This window comes from Enterococcus sp. AZ103, assembly GCF_051714685.1.
Taxonomy (GTDB): domain Bacteria; phylum Bacillota; class Bacilli; order Lactobacillales; family Enterococcaceae; genus Enterococcus_A; species Enterococcus_A alishanensis.
On the sequence record NZ_JBIOSI010000001.1, the window covers coordinates 2,399,679 to 2,416,097 of the forward strand.

Consider the following 16,419-nt stretch of genomic DNA (forward strand, 5'->3'; position numbering starts at 1 on the left):
AGATTCGGCGGATGGCTTCAGGGTTGCTAAGCTCTACAAAATGCGATAAAAACTTTTTAACAGGAAAAGAACAAAGACGCATTTAATTAGCTCGGAAACATATATTGTGATGAAAGTAGGAAAAACATTATGTGTGGAATCGTAGGAATCGTAGGAAATAACAACGCAACTAAAATTTTAGAAAACGGCTTAGAAAAATTAGAATATCGTGGCTATGACTCGGCAGGCATTTTCGTCGCTGATGAGGCAAACGATTATTTAGTAAAATCTCGCGGACGTATTGCTGATTTAGAAGCAAAAATTGGAGAAGACGTTCAAGGTAATATCGGAATTGGGCATACTCGCTGGGCAACACATGGTGAACCAACAGAGTTAAATGCCCATCCTCATACTTCTCAGAGTGGACGTTTTGTCTTGGTTCACAATGGTGTAATTGAAAATTATGATGATTTAAAAGCAAATTTTTTAGCTGAAGACACTTTTTATGGAGAAACAGATACTGAAATTGCTGTTCATCTAGTGGAATACTTTGTTGAACAAGGATTAACTACAAAAGCAGCCTTCCAAAAAGCCTTAAAAGAAATTCATGGTTCCTATGCTTTTGGTTTAGTCGATAAAAATGACCGGGAAACAATATATGTCGCAAAAAATAAAAGTCCTTTACTAATCGGTTTAGCAGATGGTTTTAATGTGGTATGTTCCGATGCAATGGCAATGTTAGAACAGACCAATCAGTTTTTAGAAATCAACGATGGTGAAATGGTCATTGTAACCAAAGATGCTGTATCAATTGAAGATTACGCAGGCAATCAAATTGCACGGGAACCTTATACTGCAAAAATCGATTTAGCAGATATGGAAAAAGGAACTTACCCTTATTACATGTTAAAAGAAATTGATGAACAACCTGCAACAATGCGTCGAATGATTGGTGAATATACTGATGAAAATGGTCAAGTCGTGGTAGAACAAGATTTATTAGATAGTCTACTAGCAAGTGACCGGATTTATATTGTTGCGGCTGGTACAAGTAACAACGCCGGTCATGCCAGCAAACAAGTCATTGAACAATTAACTCGTATCCCGGTAGAAGTTCATTTATCTAGCGAGTTTGGCTACAATATGCCACTACTTTCAGAACGACCTTTCTTCATTTACTTAACACAAAGTGGTGAAACTGCTGATAGTCGTCAAGTTTTAGTTAAAACAAATGAATTAGGTTATCCTTCTCTAACAGTGACCAATGTTCCTGGCTCAACTTTATCACGTGAAGCTGATTACACGATGCTTTTACACGCAGGACCTGAAATTGCTGTTGCTTCAACTAAAGCGTATACCGCTCAAATCGCAGCATTAACTATCTTATCTAAAGCGTTAGGTGAAGCAAAAGAAATTGCTGAAGCACAAGATTTTGATTTGGTGCAAGAATTAGGAATTGCAGCCAATGGTATGGATGTTATGATTTCTGAAAAAGCTATGATTCAAGAAATCGCAGCTGATTACTTAGCTACGACGCGCAATGCTTTTTATATTGGTCGCGCTGAGGATTATTATGTTTCGATGGAAGTTGCTTTAAAACTAAAAGAAATTTCTTATATCCAAGCAGAAGGATTTGCAGCCGGTGAATTAAAACATGGGACAATTGCCTTAGTTGAAGAAGGAACACCGGTTATGGGAATTATTACTGATCCGATAACTGCTCCACATACGCGTGGCAATCTGCGAGAAGTTGAAAGTCGCGGTGCGCACACCTTAGTTATTGTCTCTGAGGAATTAAGTAAATCAGGTGATCAAATTATTTTGCCAGTGGTTCACCCATTATTACGTCCGCTAGTATCAGTTATTCCTGGACAATTAATTGCTTATTACGCAACCTTAGAACGAGGACTTGATGTTGACAAGCCTCGAAACCTTGCTAAGTCAGTAACAGTTGAATAAAATTACAAGCAGCCGACAAAATAAAATGTCGGCTGCTTTTTAAATGTCAGTTAGTATTTGAATTTCTTGACTTAATTTTGCCCAATGATTAGTGGGTCCGTGACCATGTCCAACAAGTATTTGCTGTTCAATTGCGCCATGAATAAAAGCTTTACCAATTTTTATTGCTTCCATTAAATCAGTTCCCTTAGCTAATTCTGCAGCAACACAAGCTGAAAATGTATCTCCCGTACCGTGTGTTCTGATCGTATCAATTCGTGGACTAGTTAGCCAAAACGATTGTCCATCAGCTAATAAGATATAATCAGCCGCTTCACTATTTTGACTATGACCGCCTTTAATAATAACGTTTTGAGCACCGATTTTTTGAATCTTTCTAGCAGCCTGTTTTATTTCTCGATTGGTCACAATTTTTTGTCCAATCATTACCTCAGCTTCTGGTAAATTTGGGGTAACTACTGTGGCAATCGGAATTAAATTTTCTATGATAGTTCCTACCGCTTCGTCTGTAAGTAATGGATGACCTCCTTTAGCAATCATCACAGGATCAACAATTAACGGACCAAAATCTACTTTTTTTAATTGCTTTACTACAGTTAACACTCTTTCTGTATCTCCCAGCATACCTGTTTTCGCTGCGGTTATCTTGAAATCAGCAGCCAAAGATTGAAATTGTTCTTCGATAAATACACTAGGAATCAACATACTATCTTGAACACCATAAGTATTTTGTGCTGTTAACGCAACAATAATGGACATACCAAATGTCTTTCTTGCTTGAAAGGTTTTCAAATCTGCCTGAATACCGGCACCGCCACCTGAATCTGACCCAGCAATCGTTACTACTTGAGGGGTACTATTTTCCATTTACCTGCTCCTTATTATCTTTAAATTTATTTTTCAATGCTAAAACTTTCGCTTCAATATTTGGACTTTGCATAATTTCACTGACTATGGCTACACCATTAATTTTTGAACCTGACAATTCTTCTAAATTATTTTCTTTTATCCCTCCGATTGCTACAACAGGAAGCTGTATGCATCCAGTGATCTCTTTTAAAGTATTGATTGCAACCAATGAGGTGTCCTTTGTTTCTGTTGGAAAGATTGCTCCAACACCAAAATAATCAGCACCTGCATCCTCAGCTTCAGTAGCAGCTTCCAAGCTCTTAACAGAGACACCTAAAATTTTATCTCCAATCAATTGCCGACAAATTTCTACGGGCATTTCATCATCGCCAATATGTAAACCCGCCGCATCAACGGCCAAGCAAATATCTAGGCGATCATTTATGATTAATGGAATTTTGTAGTGATCAGTAATTTGCTTAACTTTTAGGGCACGCTGATAAAAGTCACGCGTGCTTAATTCTTTTTCTCTTAACTGCAGCAAAGTAACTCCACTTTTACAAGCTTGCTCAATTATTCTAAAAAAATCCTTTTCTGTTAAACCAGATGAATCTGTTACTAAATATATGGAATAATCTATCAATTTAATACCTCTCCTTTTATTTTTTCCCACCATTTGCTATCTTCAGATAATAAAGAAAGTTGATTCAATGTTTCTTGACGAAAATTTGCAAGTCCTTGTGTCTTTTGTTTAGCAACTTCTCCAGCAAGATTAAAATAAGTAATTGCCGTTACACTTGCTTTTACTGGTGATAGCCCTTCTCCTAATAATGCACAACATAAAGCTCCAACAATATCGCCAGTTCCAGTAAAACAGTCCAATTCAGCTACACCGTTACTCAATAGAAAACAAGTTCCATTTTGGCATACTAAGTCTTTTTCACCAGTAGCAAAGAAAACTGTCTCAGGGTATTTATCAGTCAATTTTATCATCCCATTTTGCAGTTCCTTTAAACTTTCTAACGTTTGTTCGCTTACATTTACATCAACCCCTCTTGCTTCGGAGCCTAATTCACACAAACTACGCATTTCTGAAATATTTCCTTTAACAACTGTCGGTTGATTTTTTAATAATCTTTTCGTGATTTCAATTCTTAATGGACTAGCAGCCGCCCCTACCAAATCAACAACAATCGGTACATCAATTTCATGAGCATATTCAGCTGCTAATATTATGTTTAGCTCACGAGTTGGTGAAATATGTCCTAGATTTAACAATAAGCCATCACTAACGTTTAAAAACGATTTAAATTCTCGTGGATCATCTGCCATAATCGGTTTTGCGCCAACATATAATAATGCGTTAGCCACCGACTCACAAGTAACCTCATTGGTGATGCATTGAATTAATGGTGCTGATGTTAAAGGAAAAGCTGATTCGACAAATTTTGTAACTTTCAAATTAAATTCCTCCTTTTTTTATTATTATTTAGAAAAAAACTCTCTTTGCAGTTGATAAAGACAAAGAGAGTTTTACAAAAAAATCCCAATCAAAAAATGATTGGGATTGGTTTTGCTATCATTGACATTTCCCTGCACCAGTACTAACTGTCTCAGGTTCAATGGGTATTATCTCAGCCTAGGGCACCCCAAATGTTTCTATTCAATTGTAAAAAATTCTAACATAGCCTTATAAAAATAACTAGTATTTTTTAATCTAAGCCTATTTCCGCACGAACAACTGCCGCAATTTTTTCAACATAATACTCAACTTTTTCAGTCGTTGGCGCTTCTGCCATGATTCTTAATAAAGGTTCGGTACCAGAAGGACGCACTAAAATACGTCCATCTCCATTCATCTCAGCCTCTGTTTCATCGATGACTGTTTTGATTGCTGGAACGTCCATCGCACCGTATTTATCCTTCACTCGAATATTTACTAGTTTTTGCGGATAAATCGTAACTTCATCAGCCAATTCAGACAATTTTTTATCAGACTGTTTCATGATATTCAACAATTGGATCCCTGTTAACATACCATCACCTGTTGTGTTGTAATCTAGAAATAAGACATGGCCTGATTGCTCTCCACCTAGGTTGTAATCATTTTTACGCATTTCTTCAACTACATAGCGATCGCCAACATCAGTAATCACATCTTTCAAACCTAAAGCCTCGATAGCTTTATGGAAACCAAGATTGCTCATAACAGTTGTTACTACAGTATCTTTTTTCAAGCGTTTTCTTTCGGATAAGTATTTGGCACAAATATACATGATTTGATCGCCATCAATAACCCGACCTTTTTCATCCACTGCAATTACTCGATCGCCATCTCCATCAAAAGCTAGACCGACATCAGCTTCTTTTTCTAAAACGAATTCAGCTAATTTTTCTGGATGAGTTGAGCCAACACCATCATTAATATTTAATCCGTTTGGTGAAGTACCCATAGTATAAAAATCAGTTTCTAAATCAGCGAACAAACGGTTAACACTAGTTGAAGTTGCGCCATTTGCAGCATCAATACAAACTGTGATACCTGATAAATCATTTGGTACCGTTTGGACCAAAAATTGAGAATATTTTAATAAACCTTCATGGAATTCATCTAATGTTCCCAAGCCTTCTGCAGAAGGGCGTGGTAATAAATCTTCCTTTGCATCTAGGAGTGCTTCAATTTCAGCCTCCTGATCATCGACTAATTTAAAACCGTCTCCCCCAAAGAATTTAATACCATTGTCTTCGGCAGGATTATGAGAAGCCGAGATCATGACACCAGCTGATGCCTTTTGTGTTCTTGTTAAGTAAGCCACACCTGGAGTAGAAATAACACCTAATTGAAATACTTCAATTCCTACAGATAGTAAACCTGATATTAAAGCCATCTCTAATAATTGACCAGAAATTCTAGTATCTCTACCAACTAAAACTCTCGGTCTGCCTTCTCTTTCTTCATGCTGACTCAAAACGTACCCACCGCAACGTCCTAATTTAAAAGCTAACTCTGGCGTTAGCTCCTTATTAGCGATACCGCGTACCCCATCTGTTCCAAAATATTTTCCCATAATAACCTAAATTCCTCTCTTTTCAATTTGATGATTGGACCGTTTGAGATTGACTCGTTTCGGTACCAGTTTGGTTGCCTGAATCAGATGATTCTGGCTGCTGCTGATTTGGATCTTCATTTTGAACACTGGAAGAGCTCCCCGCGTTCTCTTCTGTATTATCACTAGATTCCGTATTTCGATTTATCGTAATTTGAACACTGACGTTTTTAGGTGAAACACTAAAGCCATCAGTTGGAATATCAACCATTTTCGTTGTATCGTGATCTAAACCATCAATGTTTATTGGCACACCAATTCTAGTCACATTTTCGACTGAGGATTCAGCACCAGTAATGTTGGCCGTCGACCGAGTTAATTGAATATTATAACCATCAATGCCATCTGGTCGCGTACCTTCCTCAATCGGATATAAATCAACTGATTTAGTTATTTGTGCCATATCATATGTGACGCTAACCGTTTGAGGATTTGATTCAATGGGTAAAACTTCACCATTTACATTCAAGGCTTGTACCTGCGCTTCTACTTTATCTCCATCATTTGTTAATTGGCTACCATCAACAGAAGCGACAACACGATCAATCTCTTTCATTGTATCTCGTCCGCTAGTAATTTCAACTTTTCCAGGATCAATCGTTAATTGGTCAACAGTCAGATCAGTTCCCGTTGAATTTGCATTTAAAGAAGGTGTAATTGAAAACTCTTTGGTTTGTCTTCTTTCAATTGTCGCTGAAATAGTTGTTGGATCAATCGTTGCCGTAACAGCGGTTGGTAAGTTTTTAGTCTTTAAACGTACCTCATGCGTTCCCGAACGATAACTTTCTAAGTCTGCTTCAATTGTAAAATCTCTAGTGTCTGCATCAACTTCTTTATTCAGTTGAATACGATTGGCAGAAGTCAATTTTACAGTTACAGTACTAGTATAGCCATGAACAAAATACTCATCATCATCATAAACCAAATTTACTGGTACATTTTGAATCACTTCTTCATACGTATCATCTGAAGAGAAAAAGCGATTAACATTTGAGCTATTCACATTAAAGAAGAGGACTAAGCTAAAGGCTAATGAAATTAATAATATAGGCAAATTTTCTTTTTTAAATTTCAACCGCATTATTTACCTCCTCTCGAAAAACCATCGATAAAGGATTGCAATAAGGTTTTCTTGTCTTTTTCAGCTACTGGAATTAGTTCTCGTTTTAATATTGTTAAATATTCTTCTTGAGACAAATCATGTAATAAATCATTATTTAAGGTAATACTGACTCCGCCTGTTTCTTCAGAAACGATAAAAGTAACCGCATCACTTACTTCACTAATACCGACTGCTGCACGATGTCGGGTCCCAAACTCTTTTGGAATCAGCATACTATCAGACAAGGGTAAATAAGCTGATGCTGCCGCAATTTTTCCGTTCTTAATAATTACAGCACCGTCATGCAATGGTGTATTTGGAATAAAAATATTGATTAGTAATTCACCAGAAATATCGGCATCAAGATCTATTCCCGTTTCAATATAATCATCTAAACCAGTGTTTCTTTGGATAGTTACCAGTGCGCCGATTTTTCTTTTTGACATGTACTGAATTGCTTTATCAAAAGCTATGATCATTCTTTCATCGTCGCGTGCTTCTTTTTTACTTGTTTTAAAAAGTGTCGTCCGACCTAGATGTTCTAACCCCCGTCGAACTTCTGGTTGGAAAATCACGATGGCAGCTATTACACCGTAAGTAATCACATGATTCATCAGCCAAGACAATGTGTGTAAGCCGATTAATTCTGCTACGATCCAGATTCCGATAAATACAGCGACACCTTTAATTAATTGATCTGCTTTTGTTCCGCGAACCAATTGGAACAATTTATATATTAAAAACCATACAACAAGAATGTCCAGTAGGTTTACAAAGATGTTCCAAGTAGAAAGGTTTTCAGAAAAGAAGCTTGTCCAATAATCGGCTGTAAATAATTCAACTAAACTATTTGGCATAAGGAACCTCTCTTTCTATTCAATTTCTTTACAAGTATAACATAGCAAGTAGAATCTTGTAGTGTTTTAAACGCTATCATACTGCCTTTGAGAAAAAAATAATTATTATGGTAAAATAAATTTTTCGTAAGTTTTTAGTACAAAGTTATAGGTTTTTGACGGTATTTTCTGTACACTATGGAGGAAGGAGGGAATATAAATGGATATTTCTGTTATCAAAGGTGAACTAGTCAACGACTTTAATGGAATCAAGATTGGTTCTGATCAAGCACCAAAAAGAATTGTAGAATTTATGAATTTACGTTGCCCCTACTGTAAAAAATGGTTTGATGAATCCAGAGAATTGTTAGATGTAGCGGTAAAAGAAGGAAAAGTCCAACGTATTATTAAATTATTGGATAAAGACAAAGAAAGTTTGCAACGGGGAAACGTGATGCATGAATATATCAAAAATGCACCGGTTGCTCTAGAGCAAATTAGCCAAGCATACGCTACTCAAAATACTTGGGGTGAACTTTCATTGGAAGGTGTTGCAGCTTTTGCTGAGAACACTTTAAAACTAGAGCAACAACCAAATGAAGGAACTCAAAGAGAGATTCGTAATGAGGCCGAACAAGCAAACATCAAATTTGTACCGACTATTTTAGTTGAAGACAAGATTTTTGATGAATCAGTTAGTGAAGCTGAATTACGCGACTATTTAAATCTATAAAAAATTCAGCTATACAATAGAATGTATAGCTGAATTTTTAGCTTATTTTAGTTCTTAATTCTTCTGCAAACTCATTGATTTTTCGAATGCGATGATTGATCCCAGACTTAGATATTGATCCTGAAGGAATCATCTCACCTAATTCCTTTAAACTAACTTCTGGATGTAACAATCTTAACTCTGCGATTTCTTGTAATTTTCCTGGTAAAGCCTGCAAACCAATCGTATTTTCGATAAATTGGATATTGCCAATTTGCTTTGAAGCGGCGTCAATGGTTTTATTCATATTAGCCGTTTCACAATTAACTAAACGATTCACTGAATTTCTCATATCTCGCACAATTCGGATATCTTCAAATTTCAACATAGAATTAGTTGCGCCAATCAGTGTTAAAAAATCAGCAATTTTTTCGGCACCTTTTAAATAAGTAATATACCCATTTCTTCGTGCCAAAGTTCGGGCATTAAGGTCAAAACGATTCAACAAATCACAAATATCTTGATTATGCTCTTCATAAATTGATGAAATCTCTAAATGGTAGCGACTGGTTTCCGGATTATTAACGGATCCAGAAGCCAAAAACGCCCCACGTAAATAAGCGCGAATTTTTTCATTCGTATCGATAATTTCCTTAGCGATATGAGCCTGAAACATATAACCATCCATAATATTCAAATCAGCCAAAATATTTTGTGTGCCATGTTTTAAGCGAACAATATAAACGTTATTCTTTTTTAACTTCATTTTTCGCCGAACCAAAAGCTCACTTTTAACATTATAGTGATCCTTTAATAAAGTATATATTCGGCGCGCAATCGCGGCATTTTCTGTCTGAATGTTTAATACAAATTGATGATTATTTAAACTTAGAGAACCATTCATTCGAATTAATGCGGCCAATTCAGCTTGTGCAACCTCTTTTTGAACGGCTAAGCCCGTCAATTCTTTTTTTACTTCTGCTGCAAATGACATTTCTTAGCCTCCTCACTAAATTTTAGCACCAAAAACGATTCTAAATAGTTCTTCCACCACTTTTTCGCCATCATGAAAAACACCACCATTTCTTAATTTTAAGAAATCAGTGGAAACTACCCGACAGCCTTCTTCTCTTAAACCATTGAAATCATGAACCACCTGAACCAAATATTCATCATAAATTTCTGGATCCATATAATTTTCTGGGACTTTTTCAGTATTAACTAAAACTGTATCGATAAATTTTGCATCTAGATGTTCATGCAGAACGCGCACATGATCAGCATCACTAAAATGTTCCGTTTCACCTCGTTGGGTCATAATATTGCAGATATAGACGACTTCTGCAGCAGTTTCTTTAACCGCATCGCCAATTTCCTTAATGACTAAATTGGGCAAAATACTGGTAAATAAAGAGCCTGGGCCCAAAACAACCATATCGGCTTCTAAAATAGCCTTAACAACTTTACGAGAGGCTTTTTCTGCTGTTTTATTATTTTTATCTGTCACATATACTCGATGAATTGTTTTGCGATCTTTGGCAATTGATGACTCACCAACTGCGGTCGTTCCATCTGTAAACTCAGCGTGTAACACTAAAGGTTCTTCTGACGAAGGATAGACGTGCCCGTCTACATGCATCATATTAGTTAACAGTTGAATAGCTTCATAAGTACTGCCACGCATTTCTGATAAGGCAGCAATCAACAAATTTCCAATCGTATGATTGGCTAAAAATTTATCATCTTGGTTAAATCGATATTGGAATAAATCATTATACAATTTTGGCATATCAGATAGAGCAGCCAAAACATTCCTTAAGTCACCTGGGGGGGCCATATCAATTGAATTTCGTAACTCACCTGAACTGCCACCGTCATCAGCCACCGTCACAACTGCTGATATTTCGGCACTTTCATTTCTCAAACTTTTCAAGATAACCGGTAAGCCAGTGCCACCACCGATTACAACAATTTTAGGTTTACGAATCCGATAAGTTTTTAATTTCATGAACGATTCACCGTCTCTTTGCGCTTATCCTTATCACGGTGAGTAATATTTACTTTGTAATCTAGTGCCCTTAAAGCTTGACCAATTCTCTGGCTCAGAGCAACCGAACGGTGTTGTCCACCTGTACAACCAATGGCAATCGTTAAAGAACTTTTCCCTTCTTTGATATACCCCGGCATAATGTTTTTTAAAAGACGGTAGAAATCCTGGTAGAAAGATTCAGTTTCCGGAAAGCTCATCACATAATCATAGACTGGTTTATCTAACCCTGTTTGCGGCCGTAATTCCGGAATATAATGAGGGTTTGGTAAAAAACGAACATCCATTACAATATCGGCATCAATTGGTAAACCATACTTAAAGCCAAAAGAAACCATTTCAACATGAAACCCTAAATCAGTATTGGTTTTAAATTCAAAATTTATTTTTTCTCTCAATTGTCGCGGCGTTAAATCTGTAGTATCAATTACCATGGTTGCCCGCAATTTTAAATCTTCTAAAATTGCCCGTTCTTTACGAATACCTTCTGTAATTAATCCTTCCATCGCTAGTGGATGGGTTCTGCGGGTTTCTTTATAGCGTGAAACTAATTCAGCATCTGAAGCATCTAAAAATAATGTACTGGTATCAATCATGCCAGTGTTTTCAATTTCAATTAACATATTTTGAATCTCTTCAAAGAAATCCCTGGATCTTAAATCTACAACTAAAGCTATTTTAGTAACTTTGCCACTCTCTTTAATTAATTCCCAAAATTTTGGTATCAAACTAGGGGGCATATTGTCTACACAAAAATAACCCATATCTTCAAAGCTCTGTATCGCAACGGTTTTTCCAGCACCACTCATTCCTGTTATGATGACTAATTTTAAATTATCCGTCATAGCGATCACATCCTTTCATCTCATCTTTAGAAGTATAACATTCCTGGCGTATCATTACTATCTATTTTGATCACTAAAAAACAGATCTCCTAAAGAGAAGATCTGTCTGCCAGTGCCCGCTCAATTGTTCGATCTGCTAAGATACTTTGGGCATCAGTCACTGAGTAGGGGACATCTGCTGTCATTTCTTGTACTAACGACAATTCTGTACAGCCTAGAATAACTTCGTGACAGCCTAAATGATCAAAGACATCAGACAAAATTTCTAAATACAAGGCACTATTGATATAATCATTTTCTTTTACATCTTTGTAAATCAAATGATTAACCTTTTCCTGTAACTGTTTATCTGGTTTCATGACTTCAAAACCTAGATCCGTCAATTCTTTTTGATAAACACCAGCGTACATGGTTCCTTCAGTTGCTAATATTGCGACTTTTCCGCCATTTGGCTGTTTCATTTGTAACGCTTTCGCAGCTTCTCTCGGCATATGAAGTAATGGAATTTCTGTTGCAGCTTGTAATTCTTCATAAAAATAATGAGCTGTATTACAGGTTAAAACAATAAAACTTGGCTGCAATAAATTTTGTTGTCGGATATCATCTAATAAGTTTATCCGCGGATCAGCTTTTTGGTTATCCAGAATGAAAGCCGTTCGATCTGGTACTGTTGCGTGATTAAATAATACATAGTTTAAATAATCTTGGTCTTTATGGGCAGTGATCCGATGGTTAATTAAGCGAACGAAACTTTCAGTCGCCATCGTTCCCATGCCTCCTAAAATACTAAAAAAGTTTTCCAAGTTTATCCTTCTTTCTCTTTAAAGAATTCATCAAAACGCCCTTTATATTTATAAAACATATATTTCATCAGCACCCATCGACGTAGACCCATATCTTCTTTGTAAAAGACAGTAGTTCCCCACCGATTATCTTTTAGTAATTTTTCAGCAAGTTTTTTGTCCTCGTTGTTTTTGGCGTACTTTGTAAACACATCATTTGGTACACCCATCCATAGAACAGCTTTATCTGGTTCCGCCATACCGTAATCAGTATGTTGGAAAGGGATCTCAAAAATGCGATCTTCAGTTACATACTGCGCAAGATTAAATCCATTCAAAACAACAAAAAAACTACTGCGTCCCTGACGTAAATTAATCTCAAATAATTTATATTCCCCGTCACGAGAATCATACTTCATGTCAAAATTAGCAAACCCAGTATAATTTATTTTTTCTAGAAAGCTTTTAATCGTTTGATAAATTTTTTCATTGTACTCCGGTAAAATCGCAACGTAATTCCCGACAGCTTCAGGAGAAGGATCTTCTAACAAAGGATGACCTAAGCACATCATACGAACATTATGATTTTGATCCACATAAGCATTCAACACCCGCATATTGCTGTCATCACCAGGAATAAAATCTTGTGCAATCATTTCACTGGTATAACCATTTTCATAAATTCGTTTCAAAATAACGTCAAATTCATCACGGTTATCAAAAATAAAGGCTTTTTTTCGTCCTTCAAAATCGACTGACAACCATTCAACACTATCTGCTGGTTTTAAAGCCACCGGAAAATCAAATGGCAACGCTTGTGTCAGTAATCCATCTTCTAACATATCTTTGGTAATAATGAAAGTTTTTGGATAAGGCAAATGATATTCCTCGCAAATATCATAGAAACTAACTTTACTCATTAATCGCTCTAATAATGAAAACTCAATGTATGGACAAACATACCACTGGGACAATTCATCTTTGTGTTGAGAAATGAGTTCTGCATAACCATCACCACATGCAATTAACAAATAGCGCGTATTGGAATCATTATATTTTTCTTTTGCTAAACGACGCATTTCTTCAATAAAAACTGGATCTTTTGCGAATCCTGAAATTGTATGAATCGTTACAATTTTGCTATATTTTGTTGGTGCCAATTGTAAGCCAGCATATGCTTCAACATGAATACCATAAGCTTCATGAAATGACCGCGCCATGCCATAAACATTAATGTCACTACCTAATAAAATCGGCACAAATTTTTGTTGTTTATTCATTTGATTACCCCTCTAAACTTAGTCCTTCCAATAATACCACAAAGAAAAATGCAAGCAAAGAAGAGCTGTCCTTCCCGCTTGCATTTTTAAAATTATTTATCTAACACACGATTTAAGTAATAGCCGGTGTAGCTTTCTTTCACTTTAGCAATTTCTTCAGGTGTACCAGTTGCTAAGATAGTTCCCCCACCATCGCCACCTTCAGGACCCAAATCAATCACATAATCAGCTGATTTAATCACGTCTAAATTATGTTCAATCACTAATACCGTATTACCTGCATCAACAAAGCGTTCTAAAACCTTCAACAAACGAGCAATATCATCAGTGTGTAAACCAGTAGTTGGCTCATCCAGAATATAAAAGTTTTTCCCATTAGAATTTTTATGGAGTTCGGAAGCTAATTTCATCCGCTGAGCTTCACCACCTGATAAAGTAGTTGCCGGCTGTCCCATTGTCACATAGCCTAAACCTACGTCAACAATTGTTTTTAGTTTACGATGAATTTTAGGAATATGCTTGAAGAATTCAACTGCATCTTCCACTGTCATCTCTAAAATATCAGCAATATTTTTTCCTTTATAATGGACTTCTAAAGTCTCAGAATTATAACGTTTCCCATGGCAGACTTCGCAAGGCACATAAACATCTGGTAAGAAATGCATTTCGATTTTGATAATGCCATCACCTTTACAAGCTTCGCATCGACCGCCCTTTACGTTAAAACTAAATCGCCCTTTTTTGTAACCACGAATTTTAGCTTCGTTAGTCTTGGCAAACAAATCACGAATATCATCAAACACACTAGTGTAGGTTGCTGGATTACTTCTTGGTGTCCGTCCAATTGGACTTTGATCAATATCGACTAATTTTTCAATTTGATCATAACCAGTAATCTTTTTAAATTTACCAGGTTTGTTAGAATTACGATTTAATTTTTGTGCTAAGGCTTTTTTCAAGATTTGGTTAACTAAAGTAGATTTCCCAGATCCGGAAACACCAGTTACTGCAACGAATTTACCTAAAGGAAAGGCCACATCGATATTTTTTAAGTTATTTTCCGCTGCACCAGTCACCTTGATTTCCTTGCCATTTCCTTCGCGGCGCTCTTTAGGAATTGGTATTGATTTTTTGCCAGATAAATACTGACCAGTTAGAGATTTGGAATTTTTTGCTACTTGTTTCGGTGTTCCAGCAGCCACAATTTCTCCACCTTCATCACCTGCTCCTGGACCAACATCAATTAAATAATCGGCTGCCCGCATCGTATCTTCATCATGCTCCACCACAATTAGTGTATTTCCTAGATCTCTCATTTTTTGTAATGATTGGATCAGACGGTCATTGTCTCGTTGGTGCAAACCAATCGAAGGCTCATCTAAAATATATAAAACGCCTGATAAATTTGAACCAATTTGAGTTGCTAAACGAATTCTCTGCGCTTCACCACCTGATAAAGTTCCAGCTGCTCGACTTAATGTTAGATAATCTAAACCAACATTTTTTAAGAAACTTAAGCGGTCACCAATCTCTTTCAGAATTGGTTGAGCAATCACAGTTTCTTGGTCACTTAGTTTAGCAGCCTCGAAAAATTCTAATGTCTGATTAATCGCACCTTCACTAACTTGACCAATATTTCTTCCGTCTACTTGAACTGACAAAGCTTGTGGATTTAAACGGTAACCACGACAAGCTTGACAAGTTAATTCAGTCATATAAAGTCGCATTTGCTCTCTCGTGAAGTCACTATTTGTTTCGCGATAACGACGATCGATATTTGCGATAATTCCCTCAAATGGAACTTCTACATCACGAACACCGCCAAAATCATTTTCATAGTGAAAATGGAAATTTTCACCTTTAGAACCATTTAATATAATGTCTTTATGTTCTTCCGGTAAATCTTCAAATGGTGTATCCATATCAATACCAAAACTTGTTGCTGCTTGTTCCAACATTTGCGGATAATACTGAGAGCTTATTGGATTCCATGGAATCAAAGCCCCTTGCCGTAAAGTTTTGGTTGTATCAGGAATCACTAAATCTAAATCAACTTCCAATTTTACGCCCAAACCATCACATTCAGGACACGCGCCAAATGGTGCATTGAAAGAAAATAATCTTGGTTCTAATTCGCCAACGGTAAAACCACAATAAGGACAAGCATAATGTTCGCTAAATAACATTTCTTCTTCTCCGATAACATCAACTAAAGCATAGCCGTCTGCTAATCTCAATGCTGCTTCAAAAGAATCAAATAATCGTGAGCGAATACCCTCTTTGATAACAATTCGGTCAATCACAATCGCAATATCATGTTTTTTGTTTTTCTCTAATTCGGGAGCATCGGTTACATCATAGACTTCGCCGTCTACCCGCATTCGAACATATCCTTCCCGTTGAATCATTTCAAAGACTTTTTTATGTTGGCCTTTTTTCTTGTTAATCACTGGAGCTAAGATTTGAATTTTTGTTCGATCAGGTAAGTCTAAAACTTTATCTACCATTTGTTCAACTGATTGGGAAGTAATTTCGATATGATCATTGGGACAAATTGGATGCCCCACGCGTGCAAATAAAAGCCGTAGATAATCATTTATCTCGGTTACTGTACCAACTGTTGAACGTGGATTTTTACTAGTCGTCTTTTGATCAATCGAAATGGCTGGACTTAAGCCATCAATACTATCGACATCAGGTTTATCCATTTGTCCTAAAAATTGACGGGCATAAGCAGATAAACTTTCAACATATCGTCGTTGGCCTTCTGCGTACAAAGTATCGAAAGCCAAAGAACTCTTACCGGAACCAGAAAGACCTGTCACTACCACCATTTTATCTCGTGGGATAGTGACATCAATATTTTTTAAATTATGGGCTCTCGCACCATGGATTACAATCTTATCATTTGCCATAGTTTA

14 protein-coding genes and 1 riboswitch are annotated in these 16,419 nt (G+C 36.5%); of the genes, 2 read left to right on the forward strand and 12 right to left on the reverse strand.

Annotation, left to right across the window (positions count from 1 at the left end):
* Window positions 1–129 precede the first annotated feature (129 nt).
* The gene (gene glmS, locus ID741_RS12000) at window positions 130–1,938 is read left to right on the forward strand and encodes a glutamine--fructose-6-phosphate transaminase (isomerizing) (RefSeq protein WP_218325405.1); all 1,809 of its coding nucleotides are present in this window, start codon (window positions 130–132) and stop codon (window positions 1,936–1,938) included.
* Window positions 1,939–1,977: 39 nt separating this feature from the next.
* Here the strand turns inward: glmS and thiD are convergent, their stop codons facing one another.
* The 6 genes from thiD to cdaA form a co-directional block, all read right to left on the reverse strand.
* Window positions 1,978–2,805: a bifunctional hydroxymethylpyrimidine kinase/phosphomethylpyrimidine kinase gene (gene thiD, locus ID741_RS12005; RefSeq protein ID WP_438720124.1), complete on the reverse strand. Its 828-nt coding sequence runs from the start codon at window positions 2,803–2,805 to the stop codon at window positions 1,978–1,980.
* On the reverse strand, window positions 2,795–3,463 hold the full coding sequence (gene thiE / locus ID741_RS12010; RefSeq protein WP_438720125.1) for a thiamine phosphate synthase: 669 nt from the start codon (window positions 3,461–3,463) through the stop codon (window positions 2,795–2,797). Before thiE ends, thiD begins: the two co-directional genes overlap by 11 nt.
* Complete coding sequence (locus tag ID741_RS12015; protein ID WP_438720126.1) at window positions 3,427–4,248, reverse strand: hydroxyethylthiazole kinase; 822 nt, start codon at window positions 4,246–4,248, stop codon at window positions 3,427–3,429. Before ID741_RS12015 ends, thiE begins: the two co-directional genes overlap by 37 nt.
* 112 nt (window positions 4,249–4,360) lie before the next feature.
* Window positions 4,361–4,449, reverse strand: a riboswitch (TPP riboswitch).
* Window positions 4,450–4,499: 50 nt separating this feature from the next.
* Window positions 4,500–5,855 (reverse strand): phosphoglucosamine mutase, encoded by a 1,356-nt coding sequence (gene glmM, locus ID741_RS12020; protein ID WP_438720127.1) that lies wholly within the window; start codon window positions 5,853–5,855, stop codon window positions 4,500–4,502.
* Window positions 5,856–5,877: 22 nt separating this feature from the next.
* Window positions 5,878–6,975: a CdaR family protein gene (locus ID741_RS12025; protein ID WP_438720128.1), complete on the reverse strand. Its 1,098-nt coding sequence runs from the start codon at window positions 6,973–6,975 to the stop codon at window positions 5,878–5,880.
* Window positions 6,975–7,853: a diadenylate cyclase CdaA gene (gene cdaA, locus ID741_RS12030; protein ID WP_218325410.1), complete on the reverse strand. Its 879-nt coding sequence runs from the start codon at window positions 7,851–7,853 to the stop codon at window positions 6,975–6,977. Before cdaA ends, ID741_RS12025 begins: the two co-directional genes overlap by 1 nt.
* Before the next feature lie 199 nt (window positions 7,854–8,052).
* Between cdaA and ID741_RS12035 the strand changes: the two genes are divergently transcribed.
* Window positions 8,053–8,565, forward strand: a complete 513-nt coding sequence (locus tag ID741_RS12035; RefSeq protein WP_438720129.1) for a thioredoxin domain-containing protein — start codon at window positions 8,053–8,055, stop codon at window positions 8,563–8,565.
* Between the two features lie 37 nt (window positions 8,566–8,602).
* On the opposite strand, the gene whiA is transcribed toward ID741_RS12035, so the two are convergent.
* From whiA to uvrA, 6 genes are all read right to left on the reverse strand, one after another.
* Window positions 8,603–9,538, reverse strand: coding sequence for a DNA-binding protein WhiA (gene whiA / locus ID741_RS12040; RefSeq protein ID WP_438720130.1), 936 nt, complete (start codon window positions 9,536–9,538; stop codon window positions 8,603–8,605).
* 15 nt (window positions 9,539–9,553) lie between these two features.
* Window positions 9,554–10,552, reverse strand: a complete 999-nt coding sequence (locus tag ID741_RS12045; protein WP_218325413.1) for a gluconeogenesis factor YvcK family protein — start codon at window positions 10,550–10,552, stop codon at window positions 9,554–9,556.
* Window positions 10,549–11,436, reverse strand: coding sequence for an RNase adapter RapZ (gene rapZ, locus ID741_RS12050; RefSeq protein WP_218325414.1), 888 nt, complete (start codon window positions 11,434–11,436; stop codon window positions 10,549–10,551). Before rapZ ends, ID741_RS12045 begins: the two co-directional genes overlap by 4 nt.
* Window positions 11,437–11,525: 89 nt before the next feature.
* Window positions 11,526–12,239, reverse strand: a complete 714-nt coding sequence (locus ID741_RS12055) for an amino acid racemase (RefSeq protein WP_438720131.1) — start codon at window positions 12,237–12,239, stop codon at window positions 11,526–11,528.
* Between the two features lie 2 nt (window positions 12,240–12,241).
* Window positions 12,242–13,498: a carboxylate--amine ligase gene (locus ID741_RS12060; protein ID WP_438720132.1), complete on the reverse strand. Its 1,257-nt coding sequence runs from the start codon at window positions 13,496–13,498 to the stop codon at window positions 12,242–12,244.
* A gap of 92 nt (window positions 13,499–13,590) precedes the next feature.
* On the reverse strand, window positions 13,591–16,413 hold the full coding sequence (uvrA, locus tag ID741_RS12065) for an excinuclease ABC subunit UvrA (protein ID WP_218325417.1): 2,823 nt from the start codon (window positions 16,411–16,413) through the stop codon (window positions 13,591–13,593).
* Window positions 16,414–16,419: the final 6 nt, after the last annotated feature.

Coding starts and splice junctions, on each gene's coding strand:
- glmS (WP_218325405.1), top strand. CDS start 130: ATGTGTGGAATCGTAGGAATCGTAGGAAATAACAACGCAACTAAAATT.
- thiD (WP_438720124.1), bottom strand. CDS start 2,805: ATGGAAAATAGTACCCCTCAAGTAGTAACGATTGCTGGGTCAGATTCA.
- thiE (WP_438720125.1), bottom strand. CDS start 3,463: ATGGTGGGAAAAAATAAAAGGAGAGGTATTAAATTGATAGATTATTCC.
- glmM (WP_438720127.1), bottom strand. CDS start 5,855: ATGGGAAAATATTTTGGAACAGATGGGGTACGCGGTATCGCTAATAAG.
- ID741_RS12025 (WP_438720128.1), bottom strand. CDS start 6,975: ATGCGGTTGAAATTTAAAAAAGAAAATTTGCCTATATTATTAATTTCA.
- cdaA (WP_218325410.1), bottom strand. CDS start 7,853: ATGCCAAATAGTTTAGTTGAATTATTTACAGCCGATTATTGGACAAGC.
- ID741_RS12035 (WP_438720129.1), top strand. CDS start 8,053: ATGGATATTTCTGTTATCAAAGGTGAACTAGTCAACGACTTTAATGGA.
- whiA (WP_438720130.1), bottom strand. CDS start 9,538: ATGTCATTTGCAGCAGAAGTAAAAAAAGAATTGACGGGCTTAGCCGTT.
- ID741_RS12045 (WP_218325413.1), bottom strand. CDS start 10,552: ATGAAATTAAAAACTTATCGGATTCGTAAACCTAAAATTGTTGTAATC.
- rapZ (WP_218325414.1), bottom strand. CDS start 11,436: ATGACGGATAATTTAAAATTAGTCATCATAACAGGAATGAGTGGTGCT.
- ID741_RS12060 (WP_438720132.1), bottom strand. CDS start 13,498: ATGAATAAACAACAAAAATTTGTGCCGATTTTATTAGGTAGTGACATT.
- uvrA (WP_218325417.1), bottom strand. CDS start 16,413: ATGGCAAATGATAAGATTGTAATCCATGGTGCGAGAGCCCATAATTTA.